Raw genomic sequence first — 21,896 nt, forward strand, 5'->3', positions numbered from 1 at the left:
GGTAGGCGCAATCGGAAACCAGTTCATAGCTAATGAAGAGCCGAAACGATGATCGACCAACGCGCTCGCCTCGCTGCCGAAGGCATGTATCGCCCTGAATTTGAGGGCGATGCCTGCGGCGTCGGGCTCGTCGCCGCCACCGATGGCAAGCCGTCGCGCCGCGTCGTCCAGTCGGCGATCGATGCGCTGAAAGCGGTGTGGCATCGCGGCGCAGTCGATGCCGATGGCATGACCGGCGACGGCGCGGGCGTGCATGTCGATCTGCCGCTGCGCTTTTTCGACGATGCCGTCGTCGCCTCGGGGCACAAGGTCCGGCCCAACCGGCTCGCGGTCGGCATGATCTTCCTCCCGCGAACCGATCTCGGCGCACAGGAAACCTGCCGCACGATCGTCGAGAGCGTCATCATCGATGCCGGCTACACCATCTATGGCTGGCGGCAGGTGCCCGTCGACGTGTCGGTGATCGGCATGAAGGCGCAGGCGACCCGGCCCGAGATCGAGCAGATCATGATCGCCGGCCCGATGCCAGACGAGGCTGACGCCGCGGAGTTCGAGAAGAACCTGTATCTGGTCCGCCGGCGGATCGAACGGCAGGTGATCGCCGCGCAGATCAGCGGCTTCTACATCTGCTCGCTCAGCTGCCGCTCGATCATCTACAAGGGGCTGTTCCTCGCCGAGAGCCTGTCGCTCTTCTACCCCGACCTGCTCGACGAACGCTTCGAAAGCCGCGTCGCGATCTTCCATCAGCGGTATTCGACCAACACCTTCCCGCAATGGTGGCTGGCGCAGCCCTTCCGCTGCCTGGCGCACAATGGCGAGATCAACACGATCCGCGGCAACAAGAACTGGATGCTCAGCCACGAGATCAAGATGGCGAGCATCGCGTTCGGCGAGCATTCGGAAGACATCAAGCCGGTGATCCCCGCGGGCGCGTCGGACACCGCCGCGCTCGATGCGACGTTCGAGGCGATCTGCCGCTCGGGCCGCGACGCGCCCACCGCCAAGCTGATGCTGGTGCCCGAGGCCTGGCAGGGCCGCAGCGACCTGCCGACCGCGCATGCCGATATGTATTCGTATCTCGCAAGCGTGATGGAGCCGTGGGACGGCCCCGCCGCGCTCGCGATGACCGACGGGCGCTGGGCGGTGGCGGGGCTCGACCGCAACGCGCTGCGACCTTTGCGCTACACGCGCACCTCGGACGGGTTGCTGATCGTCGGATCGGAGACCGGGATGGTGCCGGTGCCCGAATCCTCGGTGCTCGAAAAGGGCAGGCTCGGGCCGGGCGAGATGATCGCGGTCGACCTCGACGCCGGCGTGCTGTTCCACGATCGCGAGATCAAGGACCGGATCGCCGCCGAGCATGATTATGCCGAGATGATCGGCGGCTATCTCTCGATCGAAGACCTGCCCGACGTTCCCGCCAGCGCCTGCCGCTATGATCGCGCCGAGCTGGCACGGCGGCAGGTCGCAGCGGGCCAGACGCTCGAGGACATGGAGCTCATCCTCGCGCCGATGGTCGAGATGAGCAAGGAAGCGATCGGCTCGATGGGCGACGATACCCCGCTCGCGGTGATCAGCGACAAGCCGCGCCTGATCAGCCATTTCTTCCGCCAGAATTTCAGCCAGGTCACCAACCCGCCGATCGATCCGTTGCGCGAACGCTATGTGATGTCGCTCAAGACGCGGTTCGGCAATCTCGCCAACATCCTCGATGTCGAGGCGGCGCGCGGGCGCGTGCTGGTGCTCGAATCGCCGGTGCTCACCTGCGCCGAATGGGATCGGCTGAAGGCGCATTTCGGCGGGCTGTCGGCGACGATCGACTGCACCTTCTCGCCCGCCAGCGGCCCCGATTCGCTGCGCACCGCGATCGCGAGCATCCGCGCGCAGGCCGAACAGGCGGTGCGCGAGGGCAAGACCGAATTGTTCCTGACCGACGAGGCGGTGTGCGAGGATCGCGTCGCGATCCCCGGCGTGCTCGCGACCGCGGCGGTGCATACGCATCTCGTCCGGCGGGGCTTGCGCTCCTATGCCAGCGTCAACGTCCGCGTGTCCGAATGCCTCGACACGCATTATTATGCGGTGCTGATCGGTGTCGGCGCGACGACGGTGAACGCCTATCTCACCGAAGCCGCGATCGCCGACCGCCAGGCGCGCGGGCTGTTCGGCGACCTGTCGCTCGACCAGTGCCTGGCGCGGCATCGCACCGCGATCGACGAGGGTCTGCTCAAGATCATGTCGAAGATGGGGATCGCGGTGATCTCCAGCTATCGCGGCGGCTATAATTTCGAAGCGGTAGGCTTGAGCCGCGCGCTGGTCGCCGATCTGTTCCCCGGCATGCCCGCCAAGATCTCGGGCGAGGGCTATGCCTCGCTCTACGTCAACGCGACCGAGCGGCACGAAGCGGCGTTCGATCGCGCGGTGACGACGCTGCCGATCGGCGGCTTCTATCGCCAGCGCCATTCGGGCGAGACGCATGCCTATTCGGCGCAGCTGATGCACCTGCTGCAGACCGCGGTCGGCAATGACAGCTTCTCGACCTATATGCAGTTTTCGCGCGGGGTGCGCGATTTGCCGCCGGTGTATCTGCGCGACCTGCTCGAGTTCAATTTCCCGCGCGAGGGAATCGCGATCGAGCAGGTCGAGGCGATCACCGAGATCCGCAAGCGCTTCGTCACGCCGGGCATGTCGTTGGGCGCGCTCAGCCCCGAGGCGCACGAGACGCTGGCGATCGCGATGAACCGCATCGGCGCCAAGGCGGTGTCGGGCGAGGGCGGCGAGGACAAGCTGCGCTACACCCCCTATGCCAATGGCGACAACGCCAATTCGGGGGTTAAGCAGATCGCCAGCGGGCGCTTCGGCGTGACCGCCGAATATCTCAACGCCTGCGACGAGATCGAGATCAAGGTGGCGCAGGGTGCCAAGCCCGGCGAGGGCGGGCAATTGCCCGGCTTCAAGGTGACCGAGTTCATCGCCAAGCTTCGCCACGCGACGCCCGGCGTCACGCTGATCAGCCCGCCGCCGCACCACGACATCTATTCGATCGAGGATCTGGCGCAGCTGATCTATGATCTCAAGCAGATCAATCCGCGTGCGCGGGTTTGCGTGAAGCTGGTGTCGTCTGCTGGAATCGGCACCGTCGCGGCGGGGGTGGCCAAGGCGCATGCCGACGTCATCCTGATCTCCGGCCATGTCGGCGGCACCGGCGCGTCCCCGCAGACCAGCATCAAATATGCCGGCACGCCGTGGGAAATGGGGCTTTCCGAGGTCAACCAGACGCTGACGCTCAACGGCTTGCGCGGGCGGGTGACGCTGCGCACCGATGGCGGGCTCAAGACCGGGCGCGACATCGTGATCGCGGCGATCCTGGGGGCCGAGGAATTCGGCATCGGTACATTGAGCCTGGTGGCGATGGGCTGCATCATGGTGCGCCAATGCCATTCGAACACCTGCCCCGTCGGCGTGTGCACGCAGGATGAAAAGATGCGCGCCAAGTTCACCGGCACGCCCGAAAAGGTCATCAACCTGATGACCTTCATCGCCGAGGAAGTGCGCGAAATCCTCGCGCGGCTGGGGGTGAAGACGCTCAACGATCTGGTCGGGCGCACCGAATTCCTGCGCCAGGTGAGCCGCGGGGCCGAGCATCTCGACGATCTCGACCTCAACCCGATCCTGGCCAAGGTCGACGCTACCGATGCCGAGCGGCGCTTCAGCCTCAGTACCTTCCGCAACGCGGTGCCCGACAGCCTCGATGCGCAGATGATCAAGGACGCCGCCGCGGTGTTCTCGCGCGGCGAGAAGATGCAGTTGACCTATTCGGTGCGCAACACCCACCGTGCGGTCGGCACCCGGCTGTCGAGCGAGATCACGCGCACCTTCGGCATGTCGAAGCTCGCTGACGGGCATGTCCATGTCCGGCTGCGCGGCAGCGCGGGCCAGTCGCTCGGCGCGTTCCTGTGCAAGGGCGTGACGCTCGAAGTGTTCGGCGATGCCAACGACTATGTCGGCAAGGGGCTGTCGGGGGGGCGGATCGTGGTGCGGCCGATGGTGTCGTCGCCGCTGCTGTCGCAGGACAACACGATCCTGGGAAACACCGTGCTGTACGGTGCGACCAGCGGCCGCCTGCTCGCGGCGGGGCAGGCGGGCGAGCGCTTCGCGGTGCGCAATTCGGGCGCCGAAGTGGTGGTCGAGGGCTGCGGCGCGAATGGCTGCGAATACATGACCGGCGGCATCGCGGTGGTGCTCGGCAAGGTCGGGCATAATTTCGGTGCGGGCATGACCGGGGGAATGGCGTTCATCTACGACCCTGAAGACCGCTTCGCCGAGCGCGCCAATCCCGAGAGCATCGTGTGGAACCGCCTGTCATCGGCGCATTGGGAGGGCGTGTTGCGCGACCTGATCGCCGCGCATCACGATGCCACCGACAGCAAATGGTCGGGCGGGCTGCTCGACGATTGGGACCGGGTGCGCGGGCATTTCTGGCAGGTGGTGCCGAAGGAAATGCTCGATCGGCTGGCAGTGCCGATCGACGATCGCAGTGCGCCCGAACTGGTGGCGGCGGAATAACCCTCAGGCGGCAACGCGGCGGCGGTGGGTCAGCCACCCCGCCGCCGCGAACAGTGCCAGCGGCGGCCAGCCGCCGTCGGTGACCGCCAGATAGGCGACCGCAATGCCTGCTACCGCGATCGCGGTCACCGCGAGCATGAGTCGATCGAAGAGGTGTGCCGCGATCGCCGCGCCGATGCCGAGCGCCGCCAGCGCATTCAGCCCAAGCCACAGATAAGAAGCGCTGCTGCCGATCGACCCGGCAAACGGCAGCTTGATCGTCGCATAGCCGCGCATGCCGTTGGGGAAGCAATCGGCGGCAAGATGAAGGCCGATGCCGATCGCCAGCCCCGCGACCACCCCGCGCAGCCGCGGATGATAGGCGAGCAGCAGCAACGGTAGAATGCTGTGCGTCAGCCCGCTGCGGTGATCGAGCGGCAGGAAGAAGTCGACATCGGGAAAGGTGGTGCCGGCGACCATCGCCAACACCAATGCGCAGGCATTGGCTATTCGATGGCGCGACAACATCACCACCGCGACGGCGGCCGCCAGCCACAGGATCGTCATTCGCGTTCCATTCGTATCTAGCCCTTCCACCCGACGCTTCGCGCTCCTAACACCGGGGACATGTGGCAACTCTACCAATTCCCCTTGTGTCCCTTCTCGCGCAAGGTGCGCCTCCTGCTGGCCGAAAAGGGCGTAGGCTATGACCCGGTGCGCGAATCGCCCTGGCTGAGGCGCGACGAGTTTCTCGACATGAACCCCGCCGGGCAGACCCCGGTGATGGTGCACAACGAGCGCCCGGGCCGACCGATGATCGATTCGATGGCGATCTGCGAATATTTCGAGGAAACCGTCGAAAAGAGCGCGATGATCAACGGCACCGCCGCCGACCGTGCCGAAATTCGCCGGCTGGTGACCTGGTTCGACACCCAATTCTATCGCGACATCACCGCGCCCCTGCTCAAGGAGCGGATGGAAAAGCGGCTGGTGCTGCGCGAATCGCCCGATGCCGGGCGGCTGCGCGAGGCGATGAAGGCCGCGGTGTCGCACCTCGATTACATCGATTACCTGCTCGACCATCGCAAATGGATCGCCGGATCGACGATCAGCCTCGCCGATCTGGCGGCGGCGGCGCAGATTTCGATCGCCGATTATCTGGGCGGGATCGACTGGAAGAGCCACGAACAGACCAAGCGCTGGTATGTCGGCATGAAGAGCCGCCCGAGCTTTCGCCCGCTGCTCGCCGAGCGGATGGAAGTCGTCAGCCCGCACGCCGATTACGAGAAACTCGACCTGTAAGGAGGGAAGGGCGATGCTCGAACATGTTCCCCGCTGGCTCGGCAAGGCGCTGAGCGGCCTGCGCGCGGGCCAGGACAAGCTGGCGATCGCGCACGCCGAACTCGGCAGCTTCGAATCGATCCGCCTAGCAAGCCCCGCCTTCGCCAATGGCGCGCGGCTGCCCGAGCGCTTCACCGCCGATGGCGAAGGCGTGTCGCCGCCGTTGTTCTGGACCGACGTGCCCGAGGGGGCGGTGCGGCTGGCGCTGCTGGTCGAGGATGCCGATGCGCCGACCCCGTCGCCGCTGGTCCACGCCGTGGTGTGGGATCTGCCCGCGGGCGATGGCGAGCTCAAGGAAGGCGCGATCGTCGCCGACAAGCGGCGCGATGCTGCCGATGGCAGCGATGTCGGGCGCAACAGCTATTTCGCTGAAGGCTGGCTGCCGCCCGACCCGCCCACCGGCCACGGCGTCCACCATTACGCCTTCCAGCTCTTCGCGCTGGCCGAGGGGCCTGATCTCAAGGAAAACCCCAATCGGGGCGCGATGCTGAAAGCAATGCGCGGGCGCGTGCTTGCGGCGGGGCTGCTGACCGGCACCTATTCGCGCGGCGAGGCCCAGCCCACCGGCCTGGTAGGCAAGGCCGTCCCCGCCGCGGCGTAAGGGGCATCGCTCAGCCGTTGACGATCATCCCCCCATTGGGATGGAGCACCTGCCCCGACATATAGCTCGAATCCTCGCACGCCAAAAACAGGAAGCTCGGCGCGACTTCGTTGGGCTGGCCGGGGCGACCGATCGGCGTCTTCTCGCCGAAGGTCTCGAGCTTTTCCGGATCGGCACCGCCGAACGGGTTGAGCGGGGTCCAGATCGGCCCCGGTGCCACCGCGTTGACGCGGATGCCGTCGCCGATCAGATTCTCGGACAGGCTGCGCGTGAAGGCGGTGATCGCGCCCTTGGTCGCCGAATAGTCGAGCAGGTCCTTCGCGCCATTGTACATCGTCACCGACGTGCAGTTCACGATCGCCGCGCCCGCCTGTAGATGCGGGCGCGCCGCCTGGACCATGAAGAACATCCCGAAGATGTTGGTCTGGAAGGTGCGGCGAAGCTGCTGCTCGGTGATGTCGACGATATCCTTGTCGGGATGCTGCTCGCCGGCATTGTTCACCAGGATGTCGATGCGATCGAAGGTCGAGGCGACGCGCGCGACGGCTTCCTCGCAAAATGCCTTGTCGCCGACGTCCCCCGCGATCGTCAGCGCGCGGCGGCCTTCGTGGCGGACGATGCGCGCGGTTTCCTCGGCATCGTCATGTTCGTTCAGATACAGGATCGCGATATCGGCGCCTTCGCGCGCATAGAGCGCGGCCACCGCGCGGCCGATGCCGCTGTCGGCGCCGGTGATGATCGCGACCTTGCCCGAAAGCCGGCCCGATCCGGGGTAGCGCGGTTCCCATTGCGGCTTGGGTTCGAGCGCGCTTTCATGGCCTGGCAGCGCGTCTTCGTGGATCATCGGGATCGTGTCGCTCATCGTCGAACTCCTCGGTTTCGAGGGGGTCAACCGGTGAGCGGGAGCGTCGTTCCTTGGCGCCTGCGGCGCCGGCGGCCCTGATGGGCCTACCGGCGCGCGAAGCGATACTCGGGCACGGTCACGCTCAAACGATCGTGACCGAGGGTGCCGATGCTGCGACCAGCATCGCGGTGAACAGGACGGCCCCGACGAACGAGATGGCCGAGCGCTGGATGGTTTCGAAACGAAGCGACATGGTGAAAACTCCCTGATTTCGGCTTGTCCGGACCATCCGGCTGCCGATGCCCAGAGCTTTGCACGGCGCGTGCCAATTCACGCGAATGGCAGAAAACCGCCGAAATCGGGGCGCGTCCGTGGGGAGTTGGGAATTGCCAACGATATTCGCCGGTGTAATTGACCAATCAGTCGCGAAGATTGCTATCCGTCAACACCTGATTCCGCCCGGCGTCCTTGGCAGCGTATAGCAAGCGGTCGGCGCGCTGGAACGCGTCGGCGGCGCGGTCGTCGCGCGTCAGCGGCGTTACCCCCGCCGAGATCGTTATCTCGCCCAAAGGCGCGTCGGATTCGCGCAGGCGATAGCGCTTTCGCGCCACCTCGAGACGGGCGGCATCGACCGTCGCGATCCCGTCGTCCAGCGGCCCGTAAAAGAGCAACGCGAATTCCTCGCCGCCATAGCGCGCGACCAGATGGCCGCTGCACGTCTGTTCGAGCGTCTGGCCGATCGCGCGCAGCACCCGGTCGCCGACGGCATGGCCGAAGCGATCATTGACCGTCTTGAAATGATCGACGTCGCAAATCGCGATGCAGGCGCTGCGACCCTCGGCGAGCGCCTGCGCGAACGCGGCTTCGAACGCGCGGCGGTTGGGCAGCCCGGTCAGCGGATCGCGCAGCGCATCGCCGCGCGCCTGTTCGAGCATCCGCCGCAACTCCTGCGTCTCCTTGTGCGCATGATCGAGCCGGCGTTCGGCGGCGTGGACGCGACCGATCATCGTCGCGGTGATCTGGTTCACATCGTCGAGGAACCCGATCGTTTCGCCGTCAGCCGATCGCCCGATCGCATCCACGCTGGCGGCCAGGTCGCGTCCGAAATCGCGTGCCTCGCTCTGCACCGTCTCGACGATATCGATGAACCCCGCGACCTGGGTTTCGGTTTGCGCCGCCAGCGCCGCGGGATCGCGGGCTGCGGCATTGGCCGGCGCGACCCGCTCGGCGCTGATCTCCACCCCCAACGATTCGATGTCGCGTTGCGTGAGCCGCACCCCGCCATCGGTGAGCGACGCGACCGCGCCGGCAAGCACGCCCTGCGGATCGGTGACGACGTGATACGCGAAGGCGTAGTTCAGCGGCGTCGGGTCGAGACGCTGATCGGACAAAAACGTCCCGACGCGGTCGAACACTTCGCGAGCACCGGCCGATATCGCGTCGCTTCGTTGGGCGGATGCCGGCGGCATTCGTTCGGGGTCCCTCGTCAGTTGGCCAAATGCCGACGGCCAATGACGACCTTTCGGTCATCGGGCGATACCGGCATTGTACTAATATTGCCTAAGCAACCCCCCAGACATAGGGCAATATTGCCTAGCGCGCGGCCTTGAGCTTGCGCACTGCAGCCAAAGTGGTGCGGACATGATCGACCGGGCTCATGTCGCTGTGCGCAAAGGCGATTCGACCGTCTTGGCCGATGACATAGCTGGTGCGGTTGCTGATCGCCGCGCCGCCGGGGCGCTTGAGTTCGACGTCATAGCCCTTGAGCATCGCCGGCGTCGCGGTGGCGACCGCGAACTTGCCCGCACACAACTCGGTCGAGAATTTCTGCAGCTGCGGCACGGCGTCGGCCGACATGCCGATCACCGTTGCGCCCGCCGCCTTGAAATCGACGACCGCGTCGGCGAACGCCTTGGCCTCGGCATTGCAGCCCGAGGTGAAGGCTGCGGGGAAGAAATATAGCACCACCGGCCCGCGCTTGAGCTGCTGCGACAGCCGCAGGTTGAAGACCTTGCCCGCCATCGCGCCCTTGGTCGCGAAATCGGGGGCGCGGGCGCCGGGGGCGAGCGCAGCCGAGGCCGGCATGGCGAGCGTGAGGGCAAGGACGGCAAGGATCGAGGCTGCGCGCATGATGGTTCTCCTGGATGTCGAAGCAAAGGCTAGCGCGCGCCGGCGCACAAGTCGATCAGCGGGTGAGCGCGATTCCGAGCCGGGCATGGGTGTCGCGGAGGCGATAATCGTCGAGCGCTTCGCCAAAGCCGGTAAAGCCCTGTCCGAACAGATAGATGCCCAGGCCCCCGCCGACCCGCGCCAGCGGATAGGAGGCGTATAATTCGGCGGCGCCCTTGCCCGTGCCGGGATTGCCGCGCGCGGTGAGCGAAAGTTTCATTCCGTCGACCTGGCCGATGCTGGCGCCCAGCGCGGTGTAACCCCAATAGCGGTCGAGATCGCGGCTCGTCCCGCGTGCACCGACATAGAACCACGCTTGGGGTGCGACTTCGGCATACCAGCGGTCGCCAAGGTCGAAGCGATGCGCGACGCGGGCATAGATTCGGTTGACGTCGATCGAGCCGACCGCGCCGCGCCCGTTCGAATCATGCGCATAGCCGACCGCGGCGACTGTATCCTGCGCCAGCGGCACTTCGTAGAAGATTTCGGGGCTGTAGTTGGTCGATCGGAACGGGCCCGAGGGCAGGTCGATCCGCCAGAACATCGTCTGCGTCCAGGCGAGCCGCAGCCCGTTGAGCGCGCCGTTGGTCTCGAACGGCTGGAACGCGAAGCTCAGCTGCAGCTTGGCACCCGAATCGCCCGCGCCGAACGCGCCATAGACCGGCCGATAGGGGGAAAAGCGGTCGAGGATCGCTGATCCGGTGCCCGTCGATCCTAGCGTGACGGTCTCGCGCGATGCTTCGACCTCGTCCTGTTGCGCCGTGGTGACCGGCGCCGCTTCGGCGAGCTCGCGGGGGGCGGGGCGGTAGCGCAGCCGGGTGAAGCCGCCCGCCGCGACGAAGGGCACCGCCACCTGGTCGCGCTGGAGCCGCAGGCGCGTACCGTCGGCGGCGGTGACCTCGATCGTCTCGGGCGGTTGCGGGTCGGCGGCCGCGTTGCCGCCGTTGACGAACAGGACGTCGACCCCCGCCTGCGCGGCATCGGCCGAGGCCGGCTGATCGGCGACGGGGCGGAGCTGCGCGGCGGCGGGAGCGGCGAGGCAGGACAGGGCTGCAGTAGCGAAAGCGAGGCGCATGGCGGTTGTCATGGCATCGCGATGTGACAGGCGCGAGTCTGAATTATCGCGCGATCGGCTGGCCTTGGCCGGGTGCGCGCACTAGGGGGAGGCGATGCCAATATCCCCCCCAATATCCCAAGCCGATATCGATCTCGCGGGCCGCCTCGCCGATGCCGCGGGCGCGGCGATCCGCCCCTTTTACCGCGCTGCGTACGGGCTGGAGGTCAAGGACGACGCCTCGCCGGTGACGCTGGCCGACAAGGCGGCCGAGGCGGCGATGCGCCGCCTGATCATCGCCGAACGGCCGATGGACGCGATCGTCGGCGAGGAGGAGGAGGCGCGACCGGGCAGCAGCAACCGGACCTGGGTGCTCGATCCGATCGACGGTACGCGCGCCTTCATCTCGGGGCGGCCGATCTTCGGGACGCTGATCGCCTTGCTGGTCGACGATTGGCCGGTGCTCGGCGTGATCGACCAGCCGATCATCCACGAGCGCTGGGTCGGCGTCGTCGGGCGCGAAACGACGCTCAATGGCATCGCTGCAAAGACGCGGGTGTGTCGCGAACTGGCGCACGCCCTGCTTGCGACGACATCGCCCGCGCTGTTCGACGACGGCCAGTTGCACGCGTTCGAGCATCTCGAGTCGGAAACGCAGAGCACGGTGCTGGGCGGCGACTGTTATAATTATGGCTGCCTGGCCTCGGGGCATCTCGACGTGGTGGTCGAGGCGGGGCTGAAACTGCACGACTTCGCCGCCTTGGTGCCGGTGGTCGAGGGTGCGGGCGGGCGGATGTGCGACTGGGCGGGCGATCCGCTGCACAAAGGGTCGGTCGGCGAGGTGATCGCGGCGGGCGATCCGGCGCGGATCGACGACATTCTCGATGCGCTGGGGTGCCGCGGCCACCAACACTGACGTTGCATTCGCCCGCACCTTGAGCTAACCGCTCGCGCTTCCGCGATCAATTCGAAGGAACCGCCTGGCCAGTGTGGGCTGCCATGGCGATTCGCGATCGTCGACCCAAGGAGACGAAAATGCCCAAGATGAAGACCAAGAGCGGTGTGAAGAAGCGCTTCAAGTTCACCGCTACCGGCAAGATCAAGCACGGCGTCGCTGGTAAGCGCCACCGTCTGATGAGCCACAATTCGAAATATATTCGCCAGAATCGCGGGACCTCGGTCGTCTCTGATTCGGATGCCGGTCACGTGCGCCTGTGGGCGCCGTACGGCCTGAAGTAAGGGAGCCCGATAGATGGCAAGAGTAAAGCGCGGGGTTACCACCCGTTCGAAGCACAAGCGGATTCTCGATCAGGCGAAGGGCTATTATGGCCGTCGCAAGAACACGATCCGCATCGCCCGCCAGGCAGTCGAAAAGGCCGGCCAGTATGCGTATCGCGACCGCAAGGTTAAGAAGCGCACGTTCCGCGGCCTGTGGATCCAGCGTATCAACGCCGGCGTCCGCGCCGAGGGCCTGACCTATTCGCAGTTCATGCACGGGCTGAAGCTCGCGGGCGTCGAACTCGACCGCAAGGTCCTGGCCGACATCGCGATGCACGAGCAAGCAGCGTTCAGCGCGATCATCGCGCAGGCGAAGGCGGCACTGCCCCAGGCCGCCTAAGCGGTTTGCAGCAGTACGTGATTTGGGGCGTCGGTGGTTTGCCACCGGCGCCCTTTTTCGTTTCCTGTCCTCCCCCGCCAGGGGGAGGTGGCGCCGAAGGCGTCGGAGGGGGAGGAATCCCAGGAGCGGGGTGGCTGCTTACCGCCCCCTCCGTCACGCTTCGCGTGCCACCTCCCCCTGGCGGGGGAGGATAAGGTGAGTGACTGGATCGAAGCGCAACGGAGGCAAGCAGATGGCACTTCACACCTGGTGGCTCTACGTTACCGCGGTCTTCGTGATCTCGGCGACGCCGGGGCCCAACATGCTCCACGTCATGGTCCAGAGCATCCAGCACGGCCCGCGCCGCGCGCTCGCGTCGATGGCGGGGCTGATGACCGCGAACCTGATCTACCTGGTCGCATCGGCGCTGGGGCTGGGCGCGCTGCTCAAGGCATCGCCGGGACTGTACGATGCGCTGCGCTATGCCGGGGTCGCCTATCTGCTGTGGCTCGGCATCAAGGCATGGCGCGCGCCGATGGGCGGGGGCGAGGGCGCGGCGGTGCCTGTCGCGCGCCGATCGCTGCGCGTGCTCTACGCCACCGGCCTGGGCACCGGGCTGTCGAACCCCAAGCTGATCGTCTTCGCCGCGGCGCTGCTGCCGCAATTCATCGATGTCGGTCGCCCGTTCGTGCCGCAGCTCGGCGTGCTGGTCGCGACCTTCATGGTGATCGAGGCCTTTTGGTTCGGCGTCTATGCCACCGGCGGGCGTTCGCTGGCGCGCTGGCTGGCGCCCGCCAACCGCCAGCGGCTGTTCAACCGCGTGACCGGCGCGCTGTTCATCGGCTTCGGCGCGGCGCTGCTCGGCAGCCGCATCTGATCGACGCAAATGCTTGACCTGCGCGCCCGTCTGCGGTTCGAGCCCTTACGCATAGTGAACGGAAAGCCATGACCACCGACCTCGACCAATTGCGATCCGACCTGCTGAGCGCGATCGCCGCCGCCGATACCCTCGATGCGATCGAGGGCGTTCGCGTCGCGGCGCTGGGCAAGCAGGGCAATGTCACCGCGTTGCTCAAGACGCTGGGCGGCATGTCGCCCGACGAGCGCCAGACCGCCGGCCCGCGCATCCAGGCGCTGCGCGAGGCGGTGACCGGCGCGATCGCCGATCGCAAGGCCGCGCTCGAACGCGCCGCGCTCGATGCCCGGCTGGCGAGCGAGACGCTCGACATGACGCTGCCCGCCAATGCGCTCGCGCCCGGCAGCGTGCATCCGGTCAGCCAGGTGATGGACGAGCTCGCCGAAATCTTCGCCGATCTGGGCTTCGCGGTCGCGACCGGGCCGGAGATCGAAGACGATTGGCATAATTTCACCGCGCTCAACATCGCCGAGACGCACCCGGCGCGCGCGATGCACGATACCTTCTATTTCCCCGACGATGACAGCGAGGGGGGCGCCCAGCGGATGCTGCTGCGCACGCATACCTCGCCGGTGCAGATCCGCACGATGCTGCAGCAAAAGCCGCCGATCCGGATCATCGCGCCCGGCCGCGTCTATCGCAGCGACAGCGATGCGACGCACACCCCGATGTTCCACCAGATCGAGGGGCTGGTGATCGATCGCGGCATCACGCTCGGCCATCTGAAATGGACGCTCGAGACCTTCCTCAAGGCGTTCTTCGAGCGCGACGACATCGTGCTGCGGCTGCGCGCCAGCTATTTCCCCTTCACCGAACCCTCGGCCGAGGTCGATGTCGGCTACACGATCGAGGAGGGCAAGCGCGTGATCGGCGGATCGGGCGACGACGCCAATGGCGGCTGGATGGAAGTGCTGGGCAGCGGGATGGTGCATCCCAAGGTGATCGCCGCGTGCGGGCTCGATCCCGACGAATGGCAGGGCTTTGCCTTTGGCACCGGGGTCGATCGGCTCGCGATGCTCAAATACGGCATGGATGACCTGCGCGCGTTCTTCGACGGCGATCTGCGCTGGCTGAAACATTACGGGTTCGGTGCGCTCGACGTGCCCACGATTGCCGGGGGAGTCGGCGCATGAAGTTCACCCTCAGCTGGCTGCGCGAGCATCTCGATACCGATGCCTCGCTCGACACGATCCTGGTCACGCTCACGCGTATCGGCCTCGAGGTCGAAGGCGTGGAGAATCCCGGCAAGGCGCTGGCGGCGTTCCGCATCGCGCGCGTGCTCACCGCCGAGCGGCATCCGCAGGCCGACAAGTTGCAGGTGCTGTCGGTCGATACCGGCGACGGTACGCCGCTGCAGGTGGTGTGCGGTGCCCCCAACGCCCGCGCGGGGATGATCGGCGTGCTCGGGCTGCCCGGCGCGGTGGTGCCCTCGAACGGCATGCAGCTCAAGGTCTCGGCGATCCGCGGGGTCGAATCGAACGGCATGATGTGTTCGTCGCGCGAGCTCGAGCTTGGCGACGATCATGACGGGATCATCGAACTGCCCGCCGATGCGCCGGTGGGCATGTCGTTCCCCGATTATGCCGGGATCGACGATCCGGTGATCGACGTGTCGATTACCCCCAACCGCCAGGATTGCATGGGGGTGCGCGGGATCGCGCGCGATCTGGCGGCGGCGGGGCTGGGGACGCTCAAGCCGCTCGCGGTGCCCACGCCCGCGACCAGCGGCGCCGGCCCCGATGTCCGCACCGACGATACCGAGGGTTGCCCTGCTTTCTACGCGCAATCGGTGGCGGGGGTCGTCAACCGCCCCGCGCCCGATTGGATGCAGCGCCGGCTCAAGGCGATCGGGCAGAAGCCGATCTCGGCGCTGGTCGACATCACCAACTATGTGATGATCGATCTCGGCCGGCCGCTGCACGTCTATGACCGCGCCAAAGTGTCGGGTGCCCTGGTCGCGCGGCGCGCCGTGGCGGGCGAGCAGGTGCTCGCGCTCAACGGCAAGACCTATGCGCTGGGCGATGCGATGACGGTGATCGCCGACGACGCGCAGGTCCACGACATTGGCGGCATCATGGGCGGCGAGGATTCGGGGGTGTCCGACACTACCACCGACGTGCTGATCGAATGCGCCTATTTCACGCCGCAAGCGATCGCACGCACCGGCCAGAAGCTCAACCTGACGTCGGACGCGCGCGGGCGGTTCGAGCGCGGGGTCGATCCGGCGTTCCTTGATGACGGGCTGGCGATCGCGTGTGCGATGGTGCTCGACCTGTGCGGCGGCACCGCCAGCGGCGTCACCCGCGCCGGCGAGCCCCCGCTGGCGATGCCTAGCTTCGCCTATGATCCGGCGCTGGCGCAGCGGCTGGGCGGCCTGTCGGTCGCGCCCGAGCGCCAGCGCGACATTCTGGCGCGGCTGGGCTTCGCGGTCACCGACGATTGGCAGGTAACGCCGCCGAGCTGGCGGCGCGACGTCGATGGCCCCGCCGATCTGGTCGAGGAAGTGGTGCGGATCGAAGGAATCGACAGCGTCCCTTCGGTGCCGCTGCCGCGCCCCGACGGCGTCGCGCGCCCCACCGCTACCCCTGAGCAAAAGATCGAGCGCAAGGTGCGCCGCTCGGCAGCGGCGCGCGGGCTGCACGAGGCGGTGACGTGGAGCTTCATTCCGCAGACGCAAGCGGCGGTGTTCGGCGGCGGCGCATGGACGCTCGCCAACCCGATCAGCGAGGACATGAAGGTCATGCGGCCCTCGCTGCTGCCCGGCCTGTTGTCGGCGGTGCAGCGCAACCTCAGCCGGGGCGCGAGCAGCGTTCGCTTGTTCGAGGTCGGGCGGCGCTATCTCGCCGATGCGGCGGGCGCGCCCGACGAGCGCGCGACGCTGACGCTGGTGTTGGCGGGGGAGCGCACCCCGCGCGGCTGGCAGGCGGGCAAGCCGCAGCGTTTCGACGCCTTCGATGCCAAGGCCGAGGCGCTGGCGTTGCTCGAAGCCGCAGGCGCGCCGGTCGCGAATCTGCAGGTGATGCCTGTCCCGAGCACGGCCGAAGGAGGCGAGGCGGGCGATGCCTGGCACCCCGGCCAGTCGGCAACGCTGCGGCTGGGGCCGAAGACGGTGCTGGCGCGCTTCGGGATGCTGCATCCAGGCGTGCTCAAGGCATTCGACATCGCCGGCGACGTCGCTGCCGTGGAACTGTTCCTCGACGCGCTGCCCCCCAAGCGCGCGAGCGGCTTCATGCGCCCGGCGTTCGCGCCGCCCGCATTGCAGGCGGTGACCCGCGATTTCGCCTTCACCGTGTCGCCGACGCTGGCGGCGGGGGATCTGGTGCGCGCCATAAAGGGGTCTGACAAGGCGGCGATCGTCGATGCGCGGGTGTTCGACGTGTTCGAACGCGCGACCGACGAGGGCGTCGAACGCTCGATGGCGGTCGAGGTGACGTTGCAGCCGGGGGAGAAGAGCTTCACCGATGCCGAGCTGAAGGCGGTGGCGGACAAGGTGGTGGCTGCGGCGGCGAAGCTGGGGGCGGTGCTGCGGGGGTGAGCCTCGCGCGCTGTCCTACAAGTGCCGGGTTTGATAGGGTCGCCGCATGAACCCGCTCCTCCCTTCCACCGGAATCGCGTTTCATGCCGCGGAAGGGGCGAATCCGGGGGGTACGTAGTGTAGCTTTTGTAGCCTTCCGACCCGAATCGCCGATCCTTCTCCCGCCGGCGGGAGAAGGATACCGAAGCTTGGCCGCGAAGCGGCCTAGCGAAGGTTGGATGAGGGTGGTGCGGCGCTCTCGCGCCGCGCGGTCGCAAGTGCGACCGCTGCACCCTCACCCAGCTACGACTAGGCCTCGCTGAAGGAGCAAGACCAAGTCTGCGCAACCAGTTCGGGGTAAACAGCACCCCGTGCTGTTTAGTCCATGCTGGGAGCATGGACGACCCAGAACTCCCGCCAGCGGGAGAGGGAGGATAGGATTTCCCGATGTTTACAATCGCTACCGACCAGCTCTCCGCCGTCATCAACCCGCTCGGCGCCGAACTGACCCAGCTGCGTGATGCCGCGGGTAACGAACTGATGACCGATGCCGACCCCGCCTTCTGGACCGGCCATGCGCCGATCCTGTTCCCGATCGTCGGCGCGCTGAACGGCGGCACCTACCGGCTCGGCGACCAGGAATATGCGCTGCCGCAGCACGGCCTCGCCCGAAAGCTACTCTTCGAACTGATCGCCCAAGACGCCACCAGCGTCACCCTGCGGCTCACCGACAGCGAAGCCACCCGCCAGGTCTATCCCTTCGCCTTCGCGCTCGACGTCACCCACGCGATCGCCGGCGCGACGCTGACGACGACCGTGGCCGCCACCAATCGCGGCCAGGGGGACATGCCCGCCAGCATCGGCTTCCACCCCGCCTTCGCCTGGCCTTTGCCCTATGGCCAAGCCCGCGCCGATCACCGGATCGTCTTCGAGCGCGACGAGCCCGCCAGGCTTAGCCGGATCATGGCGGGCGGCCTGATCGGCCCCGCCGATCGCGACGCGCCGATCGATGGGCGGACGCTCGCGCTCAACGACAATCTGTTCGCGGTCGATGCCTTGGTATGGGAATCGATCGAAAGCCAGTCGGTCCGCTATGGTGCCGCTAAAGGCCCGCAACTGCGGATCGACTTCCCCGACACCCCGATGCTCGGCATCTGGAGCAGGCCCGGCGCGGCGTTCGTCTGTGTCGAGCCGTGGCACGGCATCGCCGATCCCCAAGGCTTTGCCGGCGAAATCTGGGGCAAGCCCGGCCTGATGCGGCTGGCCCCCGGGGAGACGCGGGCGGTAGCGATGGCGGTGACGCTGGAACAGGATTCGTCACCCCGCACTTGATCCGGGGTCCATGCGACGCCACTAGCCCAATGCGCGCCGCCGCCGGCTCGCATGGATGCCGGATCGAGCCCGGCATGACGAAAGTAGTAGAATTGACCCCCCAAGACCGCCGTACCTTCGCGATCATCTCGCATCCCGATGCGGGCAAGACCACGCTCACCGAAAAGCTGTTGCTGTTCGGCGGCGCGATCCATCTCGCCGGCGAAGTGAAGGCGCGCGGCCAGGCGCGCCGCGCGCGATCGGACTGGATGAAGATCGAGCAGCAGCGCGGCATCTCGGTCACTTCGTCGGTGATGACCTTCGAGCGGCAGGGGATCACCTTCAACCTGCTCGACACACCGGGGCATGAGGATTTCAGCGAAGATACCTATCGCACGCTGACCGCGGTCGATTCGGCGGTGATGGTGATCGACGCCGCCAAGGGCATCGAGCCGCAGACGCGCAAATTGTTCGAAGTCTGCCGGCTGCGCAGCGTGCCGATCATCACCTTCGTCAACAAGGTCGATCGCGAAGGCCGGCCGCCGTTCGAGCTACTCGACGAAGTCGCCGACATGCTCCAGCTCGACGTGTGCCCGATGACCTGGCCGGTCGGGATGGGCGGCCAGTTCGAGGGGATTTTCGACCTGGTCGACAATCGCCTGTTGTTGCCGGAAGGCGACAGCCGCGAGTTTCAGGGCAAGGTCGAGCAATATCGCGGGCTCGACGATCCCGATCTCGCGAATACGCTCAGCCCCGAGGGCGTCGATCGGCTGCGCGAGGAGGCCGAGCTGGCGGTCGCGGGCTATGCCGATTTCGATGGCGACCGCTATTGCGCGGGCGACCTGACCCCGGTGTATTTCGGATCGGCGCTCAAGGAATTCGGCGTCGATTCGCTGATCGACGCGATCGCGCGCCACGCGCCCAGTCCGCGCCCGCAGCCCGCCGAACCCGCGCCGGTGCAACCCTCGGACAGCGAAGTCACCGGCTTCATCTTCAAGGTCCAGGCCAATATGGACCCCAATCACCGCGACCGGATCGCGTTCATGCGGCTGTGTTCGGGGGTGTTCAAGCGCGGCATGAAGCTGACGCCGAGCGGGCATGGCAAGCCGATCGCGATCCATTCGCCGATCCTGTTCTTCGCGCGCGAACGCGAACTGGCCGACGAGGCCTATCCGGGCGACATCATCGGCATTCCCAACCACGGCGTGCTACGCGTCGGCGATACGCTGAGCGAAAGGCCGGGGGTGCGCTTCACGGGCCTGCCCAATTTCGCGCCCGAAATCCTGCGCCGCGTCCAGCTCAAGGACTTCACCAAGACCAAGCAGCTTCGCAAGGCGCTCGACGACATGGCCGAGGAGGGGGTGACGCAGGTCTTCTATCCCGAGATCGGATCGAACTGGATCATCGGTGTTGTGGGCCAGCTCCAGCTCGAAGTGCTGCTGAGCCGGCTCGATGCCGAATATAAGGTGGCGGCGGGGCTCGAGCCCGCACCGTTCGACACCGCGCGCTGGGTGTCGGCGGCCGATCCTGCCGAGCTCAAGACCTTCATGGAGCTCAACCGGACGTCGATGGCGAAGGATCGCGACGACAATCCGGTGTTCCTCGCGAAATCGGCCTGGGAGGTGAACTACATCGCCGAACGCTATCCTGCGGTGAAGTTCGCCGCAACTCGCGAACGCTGAAGGCCGGGCCTCAGCCCTTCTTCAGCAGGTCGGCGAGGCCCGACAGGCCGGTGACCGGGCGGAGCTCCTCCTCGCGCAGCACGCCGGCTTCGCGCAGTGCGATTTCGGCGGCGGGGCTCCGCGGGAACGGATCGAGCGCGAGCGCCAGCGTCTCGGCAGCGGCGTCGCCCAGGTCGACCGCGCCGCCGGTGTAGAACACGGTGTCGCAATCATCGGAGTCTAGCTCGACTTCGTCGGGGGTGTCGGCGTGGGGGGCGGGGAGGAAGCGGATCGAGAAGCGCTCCGCGATTGCCGCGGGCACCGGCTCGCCGCTCGCGATGCACGACTGGATCACCGCGCCCTCGAGCGTGCCGGTGGCGACGATGACGCCGGCGGCGTCGCGGCGGAGCGCATAGTCGGCGACGAGGCGGTAGATCGCCTGCAGGTCGAACCGGCGTGCGAGCGCCGCGCGCTCCGTGTCGCTGGCTTCGATATGGATCCGGTTCTCGCCGGCGCCGATCTGGTCGAGCCGGTGCGGGCGGGAGAATTCGGGCGTCATGGCAGCCGTCCGGCGCGCAGCGTGTCGATCGAGGTGCCGATGAGCGCGCTGCGCAGCGCCATCAGCGATTCGGCGGTGTGCGCCAGCGCTGCGGGGGCAGGGGCTTCGCCGCGGTACAGGTTGCGCACCAGCGCGGCGTCGAGCGATCCCGCCGCCAGCCCGTCGCGATACGCCCCCAATCGCCCGCCGAGCATTCCCATCATCTTGCCGATATGCTTGCCGACGGTGATGTCGCCGATCCCGATCTGGCGCAGCTGGCCGTCCATGTCGTCGATGAAGCATTCGGCGAGCGACGCGCTCAATTGACCGGCTTCCTGCTGTTCCTGCTCGAGCCGCAGCAGCACCATCGCCAGCACCGCGGCGACCATGTCGAAGCGCCCGTCGACGGTGTCGGGCACGCCGCCGGCGAGGTACCAGTGCTCGGCGCGCGCGCTTGCGACCACCTGATCGTACAAGGTCGCGGCTTCGCGCGGTTCGGTGCGACCGAAGAGTCGGTTCAGCAGGCCCATCGGCTGGTTTGTCCATGTTCGGCGCGCGGCCTTGTTTGGCCGGGCGCTCCGGCATATTGAGGGCAATGCCCGCCGATGCAATCCATTGGCGCAGTATCGCTTGCTTGCGTTTCAGGAGCCACGACGAATGTTGCCCCCCATGTCGCCGATCGGCACCCGCGTCTTCCTTCCCTTGCTGTTGATCGGCGTGGCTTTGTCGGCCTGTACGCCGCTGCGCAGCCATCAGGGCTATGTGATCGATCCCGATCTGGTGAACTCGGTCCAACCCGGCGTCGACAATCGCGAATCGGTGCTCAAGACGCTTGGCCAGCCGACGCTGACCGGACAGTTCGACAAGGGCGAGTGGTATTATGTCTCGCGCGACAGCCGCAACCTGGCGTTCAACAACCCCGAAGCCGCCAAGCAGACGACGCTGCGCATCCGCTTCGACGAAGCCGGGAATGTCGCGAGCATCGACCGGATGGGGATCGAGCAGGTTGCCTCGATCGATCCGCTGAAGAAGAAGACCCCGACGCTGGGGCGCGACAAGAGCTTCTTCCAGGAACTGTTCGGCAACATCGGCACCGTTGGCGCGCCGGGCGCGGGCGGTGGCGGTCCGGGCGGCCCCAACTAAGCTTGCTTTCAGTTCGCTGACAAACGCGTTCGCGCATCGTTCAGCGCGACTCCTGCAAAAGCATCTCCATCGGGGGCGGTTCGCCGAATCGCCCTTAGACGAAGATCGAAGGAGGATCGCAAATGCGTAAGTTTGTATTGACCGCGCTGATGGCAGCCGTTGCCATGCCGGCGATCGCCGTACCCGCGAGCGCGCAATCGCAGCGCGAAGTGCGCGAAAGCCGCCAGGACCTGCGCGAAGAGCGCCGCGAAATGCGTCAGGCACAGCGTTATGGTGATGGCCGCGATGTCCGCCGCGAACGCCGTGATGTCCGGCAGGCACGCCAGGAAGTCCGCGAGGACGTTCGTGACCGCAACCGCGTTTATGGCCGCAACGATTGGCGCGCCTATCGCAACACCAACCGCAACTTGTATGCGCGCGGCAACTGGAACGCGCCGTTCCGCTACAACCAGTTCCGCGCGGGTGCGCGGATCGCGCCGGCCTTTTACGGCCAGCGTTACTGGATCAACGACCCGTGGCGCTATCGCCTGCCGCAGGTGCGCGGCAACCAGCGCTGGGTGCGCCACTATAACGACGTGGTGCTCGTCGATTACCGCCGGGGCATCGTGATCGACACTATCCGCGGGTTCTACTTCTAAGCAAGTAGCCAGTCCAACGGATGGGCC

General features: G+C 66.8%; 20 protein-coding genes. 13 read left to right on the top strand and 7 right to left on the bottom strand.

The annotated features are described in order from the left end of the window. The first annotated feature begins 48 nt into the window (after window positions 1–48). Entirely contained in the window at window positions 49–4,563 is a 4,515-nt protein-coding gene (gene gltB / locus NMP03_RS15760; RefSeq protein ID WP_256506446.1) for a glutamate synthase large subunit, read from the top strand. 3 nt (window positions 4,564–4,566) lie between these two features. On the opposite strand, the gene NMP03_RS15765 is transcribed toward gltB, so the two are convergent. After that, window positions 4,567–5,109, bottom strand: coding sequence for a metal-dependent hydrolase (locus tag NMP03_RS15765; protein WP_256506447.1), 543 nt, complete (start codon window positions 5,107–5,109; stop codon window positions 4,567–4,569). A gap of 60 nt (window positions 5,110–5,169) precedes the next feature. Between NMP03_RS15765 and NMP03_RS15770 the strand changes: the two genes are divergently transcribed. Together NMP03_RS15770 and NMP03_RS15775 are read left to right on the top strand one after the other, a co-directional pair. Then, complete coding sequence (locus NMP03_RS15770; RefSeq protein WP_256506448.1) at window positions 5,170–5,844, top strand: glutathione S-transferase family protein; 675 nt, start codon at window positions 5,170–5,172, stop codon at window positions 5,842–5,844. Between the two features lie 13 nt (window positions 5,845–5,857). Beyond that, window positions 5,858–6,484, top strand: a complete 627-nt coding sequence (locus NMP03_RS15775) for a YbhB/YbcL family Raf kinase inhibitor-like protein (protein ID WP_256506449.1) — start codon at window positions 5,858–5,860, stop codon at window positions 6,482–6,484. A gap of 10 nt (window positions 6,485–6,494) precedes the next feature. On the opposite strand, the gene NMP03_RS15780 is transcribed toward NMP03_RS15775, so the two are convergent. The 4 genes from NMP03_RS15780 to NMP03_RS15795 all read right to left on the bottom strand — a co-directional run bounded on the left by NMP03_RS15780 (window position 6,495) and on the right by NMP03_RS15795 (window position 10,584). Beyond that, window positions 6,495–7,346, bottom strand: a complete 852-nt coding sequence (locus NMP03_RS15780; RefSeq protein WP_256506450.1) for an SDR family oxidoreductase — start codon at window positions 7,344–7,346, stop codon at window positions 6,495–6,497. Window positions 7,347–7,747: 401 nt separating this feature from the next. After that, window positions 7,748–8,719, bottom strand: coding sequence for a GGDEF domain-containing protein (locus NMP03_RS15785; protein ID WP_256506453.1), 972 nt, complete (start codon window positions 8,717–8,719; stop codon window positions 7,748–7,750). Window positions 8,720–8,921: 202 nt separating this feature from the next. Beyond that, the gene (locus tag NMP03_RS15790; protein WP_256506454.1) at window positions 8,922–9,458 is read right to left on the bottom strand and encodes a peroxiredoxin; all 537 of its coding nucleotides are present in this window, start codon (window positions 9,456–9,458) and stop codon (window positions 8,922–8,924) included. A gap of 55 nt (window positions 9,459–9,513) precedes the next feature. After that, entirely contained in the window at window positions 9,514–10,584 is a 1,071-nt protein-coding gene (locus NMP03_RS15795; RefSeq protein WP_256506455.1) for a phospholipase A, read from the bottom strand. A gap of 82 nt (window positions 10,585–10,666) precedes the next feature. On the opposite strand from NMP03_RS15795, the gene NMP03_RS15800 reads away from it, so the two are divergent. The 8 genes from NMP03_RS15800 to NMP03_RS15835 all read left to right on the top strand — a co-directional run bounded on the left by NMP03_RS15800 (window position 10,667) and on the right by NMP03_RS15835 (window position 19,571). Then, window positions 10,667–11,467: an inositol monophosphatase family protein gene (locus NMP03_RS15800; protein ID WP_256506456.1), complete on the top strand. Its 801-nt coding sequence runs from the start codon at window positions 10,667–10,669 to the stop codon at window positions 11,465–11,467. A 119-nt stretch (window positions 11,468–11,586) separates the two neighbouring features. After that, window positions 11,587–11,790: a 50S ribosomal protein L35 gene (gene rpmI / locus NMP03_RS15805; RefSeq protein WP_256506457.1), complete on the top strand. Its 204-nt coding sequence runs from the start codon at window positions 11,587–11,589 to the stop codon at window positions 11,788–11,790. A gap of 13 nt (window positions 11,791–11,803) precedes the next feature. Next, window positions 11,804–12,169, top strand: coding sequence for a 50S ribosomal protein L20 (gene rplT, locus NMP03_RS15810; protein WP_033922591.1), 366 nt, complete (start codon window positions 11,804–11,806; stop codon window positions 12,167–12,169). A 232-nt stretch (window positions 12,170–12,401) separates the two neighbouring features. Continuing rightward, window positions 12,402–13,025, top strand: coding sequence for a LysE family translocator (locus NMP03_RS15815; RefSeq protein ID WP_256506458.1), 624 nt, complete (start codon window positions 12,402–12,404; stop codon window positions 13,023–13,025). 68 nt (window positions 13,026–13,093) lie between these two features. Continuing rightward, window positions 13,094–14,197 (top strand): phenylalanine--tRNA ligase subunit alpha, encoded by a 1,104-nt coding sequence (pheS, locus tag NMP03_RS15820; protein ID WP_256506459.1) that lies wholly within the window; start codon window positions 13,094–13,096, stop codon window positions 14,195–14,197. Further along, the gene (gene pheT / locus NMP03_RS15825) at window positions 14,194–16,599 is read left to right on the top strand and encodes a phenylalanine--tRNA ligase subunit beta (RefSeq protein WP_256506460.1); all 2,406 of its coding nucleotides are present in this window, start codon (window positions 14,194–14,196) and stop codon (window positions 16,597–16,599) included. The genes pheS and pheT overlap by 4 nt, the downstream gene beginning before the upstream one ends. 426 nt (window positions 16,600–17,025) lie before the next feature. Then, complete coding sequence (locus tag NMP03_RS15830; RefSeq protein ID WP_256506461.1) at window positions 17,026–17,910, top strand: aldose 1-epimerase family protein; 885 nt, start codon at window positions 17,026–17,028, stop codon at window positions 17,908–17,910. Between the two features lie 74 nt (window positions 17,911–17,984). Further along, window positions 17,985–19,571, top strand: a complete 1,587-nt coding sequence (locus NMP03_RS15835; RefSeq protein WP_406697948.1) for a peptide chain release factor 3 — start codon at window positions 17,985–17,987, stop codon at window positions 19,569–19,571. Between the two features lie 10 nt (window positions 19,572–19,581). Here the strand turns inward: NMP03_RS15835 and NMP03_RS15840 are convergent, their stop codons facing one another. Beyond that, entirely contained in the window at window positions 19,582–20,109 is a 528-nt protein-coding gene (locus NMP03_RS15840; RefSeq protein WP_256506462.1) for a YceD family protein, read from the bottom strand. Beyond that, entirely contained in the window at window positions 20,106–20,618 is a 513-nt protein-coding gene (locus tag NMP03_RS15845; RefSeq protein WP_256506463.1) for a ubiquinol-cytochrome C chaperone family protein, read from the bottom strand. The genes NMP03_RS15840 and NMP03_RS15845 overlap by 4 nt, the downstream gene beginning before the upstream one ends. A gap of 127 nt (window positions 20,619–20,745) precedes the next feature. On the opposite strand from NMP03_RS15845, the gene NMP03_RS15850 reads away from it, so the two are divergent. Together NMP03_RS15850 and NMP03_RS15855 are read left to right on the top strand one after the other, a co-directional pair. Next, window positions 20,746–21,231: an outer membrane protein assembly factor BamE gene (locus tag NMP03_RS15850; RefSeq protein WP_406697951.1), complete on the top strand. Its 486-nt coding sequence runs from the start codon at window positions 20,746–20,748 to the stop codon at window positions 21,229–21,231. A 122-nt stretch (window positions 21,232–21,353) separates the two neighbouring features. Further along, the gene (locus NMP03_RS15855; RefSeq protein WP_256506464.1) at window positions 21,354–21,869 is read left to right on the top strand and encodes an RcnB family protein; all 516 of its coding nucleotides are present in this window, start codon (window positions 21,354–21,356) and stop codon (window positions 21,867–21,869) included. The last annotated feature ends 27 nt before the right edge of the window (window positions 21,870–21,896 follow it).

Source organism: Sphingomonas qomolangmaensis (genome assembly GCF_024496245.1).
GTDB lineage: Bacteria > Pseudomonadota > Alphaproteobacteria > Sphingomonadales > Sphingomonadaceae > Sphingomonas > Sphingomonas qomolangmaensis.